The sequence below is a fragment of the Rheinheimera soli genome (assembly GCF_031457405.1).
Lineage (GTDB): Bacteria > Pseudomonadota > Gammaproteobacteria > Enterobacterales > Alteromonadaceae > Pararheinheimera > Pararheinheimera soli_A.
This window is the reverse complement of sequence record NZ_JAVDWR010000005.1, coordinates 112662-125002: the sequence shown is the minus strand read 5'-3', so window position 1 is coordinate 125002 and position 12341 is coordinate 112662. Positions and strand designations below refer to the sequence as shown.

General features: G+C 47.5%; 14 protein-coding genes. 4 read left to right on the top strand and 10 right to left on the bottom strand.

Going from position 1 to position 12341, the window contains the following annotated elements:
- Positions 1-2: 2 nt before the first annotated feature.
- The 6 genes from flgG to flgB are packed head-to-tail and all read right to left on the bottom strand — an operon-like array spanning position 3 to position 4404.
- Positions 3-788 (bottom strand): flagellar basal-body rod protein FlgG, encoded by a 786-nt coding sequence (gene flgG / locus J2W69_RS10090; RefSeq protein WP_310277630.1) that lies wholly within the window; start codon positions 786-788, stop codon positions 3-5.
- A 13-nt stretch (positions 789-801) separates the two neighbouring features.
- Positions 802-1530 (bottom strand): flagellar basal body rod protein FlgF, encoded by a 729-nt coding sequence (locus J2W69_RS10085; RefSeq protein ID WP_310277627.1) that lies wholly within the window; start codon positions 1528-1530, stop codon positions 802-804.
- Positions 1531-1540: 10 nt separating this feature from the next.
- Entirely contained in the window at positions 1541-2917 is a 1377-nt protein-coding gene (locus tag J2W69_RS10080) for a flagellar hook-basal body complex protein (RefSeq protein WP_310277623.1), read from the bottom strand.
- Positions 2918-2928: 11 nt separating this feature from the next.
- On the bottom strand, positions 2929-3600 hold the full coding sequence (locus J2W69_RS10075; RefSeq protein ID WP_310277620.1) for a flagellar hook assembly protein FlgD: 672 nt from the start codon (positions 3598-3600) through the stop codon (positions 2929-2931).
- Between the two features lie 10 nt (positions 3601-3610).
- On the bottom strand, positions 3611-4027 hold the full coding sequence (gene flgC, locus J2W69_RS10070) for a flagellar basal body rod protein FlgC (protein WP_310277617.1): 417 nt from the start codon (positions 4025-4027) through the stop codon (positions 3611-3613).
- A gap of 2 nt (positions 4028-4029) precedes the next feature.
- Complete coding sequence (gene flgB / locus J2W69_RS10065; RefSeq protein WP_310277614.1) at positions 4030-4404, bottom strand: flagellar basal body rod protein FlgB; 375 nt, start codon at positions 4402-4404, stop codon at positions 4030-4032.
- 78 nt (positions 4405-4482) lie between these two features.
- Between flgB and flgA the strand changes: the two genes are divergently transcribed.
- The 3 genes from flgA to flgN all read left to right on the top strand — a co-directional run bounded on the left by flgA (position 4483) and on the right by flgN (position 6037).
- Positions 4483-5247 carry a flagellar basal body P-ring formation chaperone FlgA gene (flgA, locus tag J2W69_RS10060; RefSeq protein ID WP_310277612.1) on the top strand — a complete coding sequence of 255 codons (765 nt, stop codon included), beginning with the start codon at positions 4483-4485 and terminating at the stop codon, positions 5245-5247.
- 71 nt (positions 5248-5318) lie between these two features.
- Positions 5319-5606, top strand: coding sequence for a flagellar biosynthesis anti-sigma factor FlgM (flgM, locus tag J2W69_RS10055; protein ID WP_310277609.1), 288 nt, complete (start codon positions 5319-5321; stop codon positions 5604-5606).
- Positions 5603-6037, top strand: a complete 435-nt coding sequence (gene flgN, locus J2W69_RS10050) for a flagellar export chaperone FlgN (RefSeq protein ID WP_310277607.1) — start codon at positions 5603-5605, stop codon at positions 6035-6037. The genes flgM and flgN overlap by 4 nt, the downstream gene beginning before the upstream one ends.
- 6 nt (positions 6038-6043) lie before the next feature.
- On the opposite strand, the gene J2W69_RS10045 is transcribed toward flgN, so the two are convergent.
- On the bottom strand, positions 6044-7408 hold the full coding sequence (locus J2W69_RS10045) for an amidohydrolase family protein (protein ID WP_310277604.1): 1365 nt from the start codon (positions 7406-7408) through the stop codon (positions 6044-6046).
- Between the two features lie 95 nt (positions 7409-7503).
- Entirely contained in the window at positions 7504-8709 is a 1206-nt protein-coding gene (locus J2W69_RS10040; RefSeq protein ID WP_310277601.1) for an acyltransferase family protein, read from the bottom strand.
- A 259-nt stretch (positions 8710-8968) separates the two neighbouring features.
- On the opposite strand from J2W69_RS10040, the gene J2W69_RS10035 reads away from it, so the two are divergent.
- Positions 8969-9847 (top strand): LytR/AlgR family response regulator transcription factor, encoded by an 879-nt coding sequence (locus J2W69_RS10035; protein WP_310277597.1) that lies wholly within the window; start codon positions 8969-8971, stop codon positions 9845-9847.
- 7 nt (positions 9848-9854) lie between these two features.
- On the opposite strand, the gene J2W69_RS10030 is transcribed toward J2W69_RS10035, so the two are convergent.
- Entirely contained in the window at positions 9855-11162 is a 1308-nt protein-coding gene (locus J2W69_RS10030; protein WP_310277594.1) for a short-chain fatty acid transporter, read from the bottom strand.
- 180 nt (positions 11163-11342) lie between these two features.
- Positions 11343-12278 carry an alpha/beta fold hydrolase gene (locus J2W69_RS10025; protein WP_310277591.1) on the bottom strand — a complete coding sequence of 312 codons (936 nt, stop codon included), beginning with the start codon at positions 12276-12278 and terminating at the stop codon, positions 11343-11345.
- Positions 12279-12341: the final 63 nt, after the last annotated feature.

The window sequence follows — 12341 nt, the reverse complement described above, 5'->3', positions numbered from 1 at the left end:
CCTTACATGCTTTGGCTGATAAAGTTCAGCATATCGTCGGCAGCAGACACCACTTTGGCGTTCATTTCATAAGCCCGCTGTACGGCGATCATATTCACCATTTCGTCAACCACGCTGACGTTGGAGCCTTCGAGCGTGTACTGCTGCAACTTACCTAAAGCTTCTTCGCCAGGAATGCCTTCAACCGCTTCACCAGAAGCTGCAGTAGCACGATATAAATTGCCACCCAGTACTTCTAATCCGGCCGGATTAACAAAGTTGACTGTTAAAATCTGGCCCAGCTCCTGCACTTCATCCTGACCAGCAATTTTTGCCGTTACAGTGCCGTCTGTGCCTATAGTGACCTTAGTGGCATCCGGAGGGATCACAATGTTTTGCGCCAAAGGTAAACCATTGCCGTTGGTCATTAAGCCATCTGAATTCAGATGAAACTGGCCATTCCGGGAGTACAGCAATTCACCATCTGTGTTTTCAATCTGAAAAAAGCCCTGACCATCAATAGCCAAATCCATCTGATTGCCGGTGGTTTCTGCACTGCCTTCGGTGAAAATTTTCTGAGTGCCATTTACCCGCACACCGGTACCGACCTGAATGCCGGATGGCACCTGATTCAATTCATCAGCCTGAGTACCGGGTTGACGCTGCACCTGATAAAACAAATCTTCAAACACCACCCGGTCTTTTTTAAAGCCGACAGTATTGACGTTGGCCAGGTTGTTGGAAATGGTGGTCATACGCATATCCTGCGCTGCTAAACCTGTTTTGCTGACCCATAACGCTGAATTCATTGTTGTTCCCCTGTTAACCGCTAATCAGTTTGTTGCCGGATACGGCCAGTTCGTCTGCTGTTTTCATCATCTTCAGATTGAGCTCAAACTGACGGCTGATATTCATAGTACTGACCATCTCTTCGACCGCATTGACGTTAGAGCCTTCCAATACACCAGAACGTAAACTGATGTTTTCAGCCTGATCCAAAGGCTCACCGTCCAGAGCACGGAATAAACCATCGGCGCCTTTCATCATCACCACATTGTCAGCATCGACCAGCTTGATACGCTCTTGTTGCTCTATCACACCGCCGCCCACAGGCAACAGGTTTAAAGTACCGTCAGGGCTGATGTCGATGTCACCAAATTCAGGTAACTGAATAGCAGCGCCGGCTCCCATCACAGCAAAACCACTGACAGTTAATTCACCATTGGCCCCGACCTGCAATTCACCGGATCGGGTATAAGCTTCATTGCCATTGGCATCCAGCACAGCAATAAAACCTTTATCGCTGACGGCCACATCCAGATCCCGACCGGTTTCCATCATGGCGCCAGCTTGCAGATCAGTGACAACAGGCATTAACTGCGCCTGAAAACGGGTGCGGTAGCCTTCGCCCATGATTTGCAGTGATTTGGCTTGCTCCATATCGGCTTTAAAACCAACGGTGTTGACGTTCGCCAGGTTATTCGCCGTAATACGAAGCGCGGTTTGGGCTAATTCAGCCCCTGAAACTGCGGTGTGGATCAAACGTTCCATGCTTTAGTCCTTACACTGCGTTAAACAGAACCTGCATCATTTCATCTGCAGTACTGATGGTTTTCGCATTGGCCTGATAACTTTGCTGGAAGGACATCAAATCAACCAGTTGTTTGCTGATATCGACATTCGATCCCATATATGAGCCGGCCAGAATGGCACCAAAACTACCAGCGGATGGAGTACCAATTAAAGCTTCACCGGATTTCTGACTGGCATACCAGGTGGTGTTATTGGCGGTTTCTAAACCTTGTGGGTTGGCAAAGTTAGCCAAAGCGATCTGACCCTGTAATTTCACTTCACCGTTGGAGAAGGTAGCGTATACACCACCATCTTCAGCCACAGCCACACCACTGAATTCACCTGAGGTATAACCATCAGCTTTGTTCTGGTACAAACCAAAAGCTGAACCAAACTGAGTGGTTTTAACTAAATCCAGTTTGATGGACATGCCATTAGCGCCCGTTGGGTTGAAGGCAAGGGTAATTTCTCTTAATCCGGCAGGATCAGCGACATTGTTATCTTCTGCCGGAACAGTAGCTGGAGTGACTAAAGGCGACAGTTGGCCATTGGTGCCAAAGCTCATACGCACTACACCAACGTTATGTACTACAGCCCCAGTGTCATCCAGTGCCGAAGTTAGATTTGTAACAGCTGTGTTTTCAGGTAAGCCCAGAGCAGTCGACAACATAGGCTTGCCGTCCATGTAATAAACAACATCCCATTGATTGCCACCAGCATGATTAAAGTACTGGGTTAAAGTATGGCTATTACCTAAAGAATCAAATACTTCACTGGACTGAGAATAATTAAATGAGGAACCATCTTTTGGGTCAAAAGACTGTGCTGCAGTAGGGGGAGTTGCGGGCAAAACCGCATAAGTTAATTTGTGATTAATCGTATCAGTACCTGAATTCAGGTTCAGTGAAAAGTTAATATTGGTTGTGGCTTTGGCAGGGATATTACCTGCTTCCACTTTCAGGTCGGTTAAAATGCCGGGAACTAAATTACCCTGATCATCAATGCCATAACCCTGCAGCTTATCGCCATTATTGGTGACAATACTGCGGTCGCTGCCATCCATTTTAAACTGACCAGCCTGGGTATAAGCCAAGCGACCATTTTCAGAGATGATAAAAAAACCTTTGCCCGTAATGGCTAAATCCAGGCTTTGACCTGTACCCACCAGATTGCCTGCTTTTTCAAAGTTTTCACTGGTGGCCGACACATTAACACCACTGTGCTGGCCACCACTGTACAAAGCAGAGAACTCAGTGCTGGTGGTTTTGTAACCTGCGGTACCAGCGTTCGCTATATTGTTTGATGTCACTTCCAGTGCTTTTTGGGTCGAACTTAAGCCACTCAGGCCAATACTAAACATCGACATTACTCTGTTCCTTAACTCTGAGTTGCTTTAGACAACTGGTTGATATCAAAAAGGTAATGATTACCTAAGCCGTTGACCTGCAGGATAATGTCATCCGGGCCAGTGCCCACAGATACCCGCTCTACATCGTTACTTAAATAAGTGGCTACCTGCTGTTTTCTGGTATCCAGCTGAACTTCTGCCTGCACTGTGTAAGCGCCGGCTTCCTGCTGCGGGAAAGCAAAACGTACTGTGCCAATGGCAGGATCTTGCAGTGTGATTTCATCCACCAGAGCACCTTTGCTGTCATACAAACGCACCACCACACTGTCTACTTTGGCTCCAAGGTTAATGGCACCTTGCACTTGCTCTGGTTGTTCCAGCGATATAGTGTCGGCTTTTACATCCACTTTTTGGCCCACCAGACTGGTGGCTTCCATCGCCTGCATGCTTTGCATATATTTGATTTGCTGGCCGGACTGAATATTGAGATTTTCTAAGCTTTCGACGCTGCTGAATTCCGCCAGCTGGCTGACATACTGAGTACCGTCCATAGGGTTTAGCGGGTTTTGGTGACTAATTTGCGCCACCAAAAGCTGCAGAAACATGCTGGATAAACCCGCAGCATCGGTTTTGCCATTGCTGGCGATTTGGTCGCTTTGTGTTGTGTTGCGTATGGGTGAGTTGTTATCCACTGCAGACATAGTCAATTCCTTATTGGCCCAGCTTCAGCAAACTCTGCTGCATGCTGGAGACCCGATTCATCACTTCCACAGAGGTCTGGAAAGCACGGGAAGCAGACATCATGTCGGCCATTTCAGCGACAGGGTTGACGTTGGAGTAAAACACCATGCCATTGGCGTTCGCCAGCGGGCTGTTTGGTTCATAACGTTGCTCTACAGTACGGTCTGATTTCACCACACCTAAAGTTTGCACCTGAGCCGACATGGATCTGTTATCAAAATCCTGAGTGTATAAAGCGGAGAACACTGGCTTAGTCGCACGGTAGGCTTCGGCTTCGCTAGACGCTGCGGTATCGGCGTTGGCCAGATTAGAAGCCACAGTGTCCAGACGCATCACCTGAGCCCGCATTGCACTGCCGCCTATGTCATAAATAGCGGAAAAAGACATGCTTATTCTCCCTTAATGGCTTTGTGTAAGCCGCTGATTTTCATATTCAGAAAAGTCAGGCTGGTTTGAAAATCCATACTGTTGGCGGCAAAATTTGCCTGCTCTACACTTAACTCAGCAGTATTGCCGTCAGCTGAAGGCTGAAACGGCAAACGGTATTTCAGCTCTGCACGCACATCAGCTGAGTTCATACTGGCGCCATAAGGGCTGGTTAAATCGGATTCGATAGTTTGCAAAATACTTTGGTAATCCAGGTCCCTCGCCTTAAAACCCGGCGTGTCGACATTGGCCAGATTGCCTGAGATAATCTCAGCTCTGTCGAGGCGAAGTTGCAGTGAAAACGGATGTACACCTAAAGCTTTGTTAAAAAATTCCATCTGAGTACCCTGTGAATGCAGCAGTAGTGAGGTGGGAAGTACAAGCTTTATGCCATCATTAAAAGGCTATTAAATTTAATGACTTACACTAATAACATTGCAAAAAATGCCCATAAGGCGGAAGCCTTGCTTCCGCTACGGAAGTGGTTATTTTTCCTCCTGCTGTGTGTTCCCACTGCAGTTGTTGCCAAAACACAGCTGGAACAACAGATCCAGTCTCATATCAGCGCTGAAGTACAAAGTTTCGCGCGCCAGCTCGGTGCAGAGGGCAAAATCAAACAAGAAGTGGAACTCACTTTGCCTGGAGGTCTGGACAAACAAGGCCGCTGTAACCAACTGGACATTAGTCGCAGCAACAGCCAAAAAGCGCCATGGGGCAGGGTCAGTTACAGCTTAAACTGTAAAGATAAAGCCAGTTGGCAAAGCCGCGCTACAGCAAGGGTCAGAGTTTGGTTGCCTGTAGTGGTGGCTAATCGGGCTATTCAAAAAGACGAAGTTTTAACGGAAGCTATGCTGGGCACCCGCCTGACTGAACTCAGCCAATCCAAACTGAGTGTTGAACTTAAAGTTGCAGCTTTAGTGGGTATGCAAACCAAACGCCGAATTCAGGCCGGACAAGTGATCAGCCGCCATGTGCTGGAACACAAACTGCTGGTCGAAAAAGGCAGCCATGTACTGATCCGGGTGCAAGCTGAAGGCTTTGAAGCCAGTACCAAAGGAGTGGCTTTGGAAAATGGTCAGTTAGGTCAGCGGATTAAAGTGCAAAATTTAAGCTCTGGCACAGTGCTGGAAGTCGATGTGGTGGCCGAAGCGACAGTGCAAAGTATTTTTAAATCTCATTAAAGTTTTCCTCTCATGCAGTCGCTTAGATCAATCAGAGGCAAAAGTGCGGGTCATAATTTCAGGTAACTATCATGGTAAAAATTGATCAATACAGTCAGGTTCAACCCCTGATCAAAACCGATCAGCACGGTCAAAGCAACCAGACCAAAACCACAACGACTGTGGTTCCGGCAACTGAAGCTCAGGCCTCGATCAGCAGCACCACACAAGCAGTGCAACAAGCTTTTGAGCAGTTACAGCAGCAAAGTGAAGTGGATTTAGACAAAGTCGCCAAAATTAAACTGGCGTTGTCTGAAGGCTCATTACAGCTGGACGACGATGTCTTAGTTCAGGCTATGCTGGATTTTCATAAAAAATGAACCAGACAGCGCTGAAACAAATCATCAGTACACTGCAACAGGACGCTGAACTCTTGCTGCAACTTAGCCCGCTATTGCAAAAACAATATGTGCTGATGAATTTGCGCAAAAGTGCTGAGCTGGAACAGCTGAATCAACAAGCTTCAGCTCTGCTTGAGCTGCTGCAACAAAATGCGGCTGAACGCCACAGCGCCATGGCATCTTTGCAACTGCAACCCACAGATCAGGGTTTCGACCGCTTGCTGTCGATACTGCCGGAAAAAATCCGCAGTGCCAGTCAGCAACTGCTCGACAAAGTACAACGCCATACTGAACTCTGCCAGCAGCTGAATCAGAAAAATGGTGAATTGCTGGCCCAGCAGCGCCAGTTGATGCAAAACCTGCTCGGCATGCAAAACAAAACCAGCTACCCGGATATGCCATTGGGTTAAGCCGCTTTACTGAGTCACTTGCTCTGCTAAGGATTTTTCTGCTTTTCGTGCTGCAAGAGCCTCAGCCAGTAATTGATCCAGCGTCGCTCTGTCGAACCAGCGCCCTTTGTGCATCACAGCTTCAATACGTTTTGTATTACTGATCTGCTGCAACGGGTTTGCACTCAGCAATACAAACTCAGCATTTTTTCCTACTTCCAGAGTACCAGCCACAGCCTGCCGTCCTAAATACCGCGCGCTGTCTGAAGTGGCTGCTTTTAGCACCTGATAAGCTGTCATGCCGGCATTCTGCATCTGTTGCATTTCCTCATGCAGAGAAAAACCTGCAATATGAAAACCCAGATTATCGCTGCCCACCAGCAAAGGTACACCGGCATCAGACAGAGCTTTGGTCAGCAATTGTGCTGTCTGGATCAAATCGGCGATGTATTTTTTCATCTGTGGCGTTTTAAAAAACTGATGTTGATAGGATCTGTTCTCCGGATTGGTAAACCATTGGTATTCACCATAAGCAATAAACTGCGACTCGTATCTTTGTTGTAACAGCTGATAACGTTTTTCGTCTGTGTAGTCTGGGATCAACGCCAAAATACTTAAGGTGGGGCTGACAGTAATACCACTTTGTTTAATCTGCTCGACCATTTGGCTTAACTGCAGCGGTGTTACTTTGGGGATTTGTAACTGTTGCCCGGCCAACAGCACCACCAGCTCTTCGATATGGGCCAGCGAATGCATACGTAAACTGTAGTGCAAAGGCAAATGACGCTGAGCATGGCCTGTCACCGGAATACCATGCAAGGCCGCTCTTTCCAGCAACGCCAGATAGGCTTGTTGATCCAGATTACCGTGAACTTTTATAAAGTCATAACCACGCTGATGATGCAGATCTGCCATAGCCAAAGCCTCAGCAACATTTTTCACATTATCCGCATTCACTTGTGGGCCAGAGGCATAATAATAAGGGGCTATCACTTCTGGTTTGGCCGCCAGCTGTCGAATGGCCACTGTATCCTGTTGATTCCATTGCGCCATGCTACGAACGCTGGTCACGCCGTTCGCAATTAACAATTTAAAGAGTAACTCTGTGTCTGCGATATCATTACGGTGCTGATGAAAATGAGTATCTGAGAAAGCCGGGATCAGGTATTTGCCTTTGGCATCAATATGCAGCTCAGCTGGCTGCACCGGCTTTTCATCCATGGGTCCTATTGCAGTGATTTTGCCCTGTTCAACCCTGACTCTCTGGTTGTACAACACAGTCTCACTGGTCATAGGGATCAGATTAACCCCTTCCAGTACTATGCTTTGAGCTTTTAATCCTGTCCCCGAACAACACAGAACCACAAGAAATAATCTAAAACCTGCCCGCATAACAACTCCTGATCCTCTGTCTGACGTTTTTAAGCATAGCCAGAGTATCGGAGTCGCCAAAGATTGCTGTAAAGAATAGTTATTGTTCCCTGAAGCTATAAAGCGACAGCGGACAGAGCGGCTTGGGGTTTTACCGTCTTTTTGCTGCCCAACCCAAAACACCAGCTTAATACTGCAGATCGTCTTATCACCTCATAACCCAGCCAGCAGCCTGCTACAGTCCCAGCCAACACCAGTGGGAATTCTATAGCTACAGGCATAGCCAAAGGTTTTAACCAGGCCGCACATAAAATAATCAGCGTTTGATGCAAAATATACCAGGGCAATACGGCGTCATTGCAATACCTTAACAACGGGCTATTTGTTTTTGCCAGATAAGCTCCGGCATAGCCCAATACTGCCAGTAACCAACTCCAGTAATTAAGCACAAGAACAAAACCAAACAACAATTTTTCCGTCACTTTATTGTAAACAGGGCCAGTGTAGTAATCAAAAACATCATTGCGTTCAGCAACAATAAGGCAGTAACAACACAGAGCTAACACCAGCCATAGCCTTCTGCCGGAGACCAGTTGTTGCCACCATAAATCCTGCCGGGCCAATAAAAAACCAGCAATAAACACCAGAAAATATTTAGCATGGTTATACCAGTCATCCACTAAGGCATGAGTGCTGGGAAAATCAGCCCGTAAAGTCCACCAGGCCCAAAACATCAAGCAAAAAACCAGTGCCAAAGCGTAACGACCCGGCAACTGCTGCAACAAGGAGGAGTGTGAAACCCTATGCAGGATCGGATAACACAACAACACCAGCAGGCTGTAACACCATAAATACGGAATAAACCAGGCATGGTTCCAGGTCAATAAGCCAATAGGGCTATGATGATCGGGCAACAAGTCGGTGACAGGATTGACATACTGCCACCAGAATTGCAGATAACCCGGCTGGATCAGTTGCTGGCTTAAGGCTTCGTAATACACCTGAGGCACCACCACCACAAACATGGTAAACAACAAGGGGATCAATAAACGTTTAGAGCGCAGCCCTAAAAGTTTTAACCTGCTGATCTGCGGCAAAACTAAACTCAGTGCCATACCTGCCAGTAAAAACAACAAAGACATACGCCATGGGTTGGTCAAAATCATCAGCTCCTGCAAGCCCTTAAAAGTTTGCTCACTTTTGATATGCCAGCCCCAGTCGGCGACATAATACATACCAATGTGGTACAAAATCAGCAACGCAAAAGCCAGGGTGCGGAGCCAGTCGAGTTCATATCGACGAGCGGTTAGTGTTCGTGTCATGCTAAACCTCCTTCACCCGTCGTACTTGAAGCTGCAGCTTTGTTGCCTACGTGCTCTCGCCCCAGTCACATAGGTGAACTATGCTCCTGGGGTCTCAAGCTCTTGTCGCCTCTCTGCAACATCAATTACTTAGGATGATTTTGTGTTGTAATGTTGTTTTGGTTCGGCTTAGTTTGTCTGCTGTGAACTCTGACAAACAGCACTGGATGGGTTGGTGGTGGATTTGAGGGATAAGAGGTGGCTTGTGGGGACCAACGCTGTGGCAAAAAACTGGTTTGAACGTTTTGACCAACACAAAGTGCTGTATAGCTATCTGGCTTTTGCCTTCTACCTGCTATTAAATAACGGCATTAACGCCAGCTCAGTCTGGATGGAACACCAGAGGGATGCCCTTTCTACCCTGCAATGGTGGGAGCCATTGCTGTGGGAATACAGCAGCGCTGCCGGTACTTTAATGATGGTGCCAGTTTTAGTCTGGTTTTTCAGACGGGTACCGCCCCGCTTTAGTGCGCTACGCTGGCAAGTGTTGCAGCATTTTTTCGCCAGTTTGTTGTTTTGTATTGGCCATGTCAGCCTGATGGTAGCGCTGCGGAAGCTGGTGTACTGGTTTTTAGGCAGAGGCTATGACTTTGGGCCTTTAGCCCGTGAGTTTTTTTATGAATACCGCAAAGATGTCTGGGGTTATCTGTTTTTGCTTTCGGTTTACCATATTGCTGACTTTATCTATCGCCGTTTAAAAGGTGACGCCATGCTGATTGGCACCGAGCAAAACGAAGACAGCACAGCAGCCAGTCAAAGCAACACCTCACCCGAACATTTTCTGGTGCGTAAACTGGATAAGGAATTTCTGGTGAAAGTGGCCGACATCGACTGGCTGGAATCATCCGGTAACTATGTCAATTTACATAGCAAAGGCCGGATTTACCCGCTGCGTGCAACCCTTGCCAAAACAGTTGAAACCCTGCAACACAAAGGATTCAGCCGTATTCACCGCAGTTTGGCCGTCAACCATCATGCCATTCACAGCATCAGTTACGACCCCAGCGGCGATGGTGAAATTTTACTCAACAGCGGCGAGCGCCTGAATTTGTCCAGGCGTTTTAAAGACGAATTCAGGGCTCGTTTTCAGGCGGGTTAAAACCGCCTCAGATAAAACTTAACACCAGACTGATGATGATACCTGTGACTAGTAACTGCAGCAGGCAATAACCCATTACATCTTTGGCTTTAAGACCAGCTATCGCCAAAACAGGCAAAGCCCAGAAGGGTTGGATCAGGTTAGTCCAGGCATCGCCCCATGCCACGGCCATGGCGATACGGTTCACTTCAGCCCCTAACTCCAAAGCTGCGGGTAGCATCACAGGCGCCTGCACTGCCCACTGACCACCGCCGGACGGAATAAAGATATTCACTAAACCAGCGCTTAAAAAAGTCCAGAATGCCATGCTTTCTGCAGTAGCAAAACTGACAAACCATTGTGACAACGACTGAGCTAAACCCGACTGTATCATCACCGCCATAATGCCGGCATAAAACGGAAACTGCAGAATAATGCCAGCCCCACCTTGTATGGCCTGCTGCAAACAATGTAACAAACGCCTTGGGGTGCCATGCAGCAAAATTGCCAGAAATAAAAACAAGAAGTTCACTATGTTCAGATTCAGCCCACCAGCTTTGGCAAAATACTGCAACAAATAAGCCGCAGCGGCCAGCGCTATCAATGCAGTGATCACAAAGCTGTTTTCCAGCTTATCAGCAGGTCGTGCTGTGGTTAAATCAGGCAGGGGTTCAGGCACTAACTTAGCTGGGTCTATATACACCGAATCTTCAGCTTTGGGCCGCATCAGGTAATTCAGCAAAGGCACAGCAATAAATAAAGCGGCCACCAGCACCAGATTAAACCACGAAAAGATAGTGTCGGAGGTGGGAATAATGCCAATTTGAGCTTCGGAAAAATGGCCAGAGGTGGCGATAGTTAAAGGCACAGAACCCGACAAGCCCCCATGCCAGATCACAAAACCTGAATAGGCACTGGCAACCAGTAAGGGATAATCTACTTGTACCCGCCGCGCCAAAGCTTTAGCAAACAAAGCCCCCACTACTAAACCAAAACCCCAGTTCAGCCAGCTTGCGGCTAAAGACACCAGCGTCACCAGCACTATGGCCTGACCTGCACTGGAAGCCAGCGTCGCCAGCCTGTCCAGCAGTTTGCTGACTAAAGGCGTACTGGCCAGCATAAAACCTGTCACCAGCACTAACAGCATTTGCATCGAAAAGCTCAGCAAACCCCAGAAGCCATCACCCCATTGCTGCGCCACCACCAAAGGGCTTTGTTGCTCAAACACCATAGCAGCCACAAACACCAGCACACTAAGCAACAACACAAAAATATAAGGGTCAGGCAAGTAACGTTCCACCAGTTTGACCAGCGGTTTAACAATGATATTCAGCATCTTTTATCCATCATTTTTATCTGCTTCTGCTGTTACCATAAAGCACTGCGCTTATTCGGGCAATCACAGGACACAAAGGTTTAACGGAGCATGCCGAACATAAGGGTAAATAGCAGCAAAGATGCTGGCCTAACATGAATAAGGCGGGCTATGTGCCCGCCATCTTTGTACTGAAGAACATTAAGGTTTGATGCTACGGTCTAAAAACTCCAGCATAGCTGCCGCTATTTGATTACCGTGTGTTTCAATAGCAAAGTGGCCACTATTTACAAACTGCACTTCTGCTTTTGGATTATCACGCTGGAATGCCTTGGCTCCTGCCGGAAGAAAAAATGGATCTTTGTCACCCCAAATAGCCAATAAAGGTGGCTGCTTGCTGCGGAAAAACTGATGCAACTGGCTGTATTGTTTCACGTTGCTGCCGTAGTCCAGCAATAAATCCATCTGCGCATCAACACCATGGCGTTCAATAGCTGCATAAGCTAACTGATAGGTTTCAGGTGCAATCACTGAAGTATCTTCAACACCTTCAGTGTATTGCCACTTCAGCATCTCTGGCGTATTGAACTTACCTAAGGCTTCGCGGTTTTCGGCTGTTGGGTTAGCCCAGGCTTTACGCATATCAGCCCAACCTTCACTCAGTCCTTCCTCATAGCCATTACCATTTTGAGTCACGATGGCCGTGATCTTTTCCGGGTTCTTCACCGCCAGACGCCAGCCCACCGGAGCGCCATAATCAAATACATAGATCGCATAACGCTCTAAGCCTTTAACCACAGTAAAAGCATCCATCACAGAAGCCAGATTATCGAAGCTGTAGTTAAATTGTACGCCGGGCTTGATTGTGGTTTGACCAAAACCTGGCAAGTCCGGCGCGACCACATGATACTTCTCTGCCAGTTTTGGCATCAAATCTCTGAACATATAAGACGAAGCACCAAAGCCATGCAACAGCAAAACTGTCGGAGCCTTTGGCGAACCCGCCTCGCGGTAAAACACGTTAACCCCCTGCACATCCAGGCTTTGATAACGCACCAGCGTTTTATCTTCTGCAGCTGTGGCAGAAAGAGAGGCAGCTAAGGCGGTAGCTGCGAGCAGTATTTTTTTCGTATTCATAGTTACTCCGTGAAGTTAGGGTTGGCAATATCACTTAGTAACCCATATAATCACCATTAATCG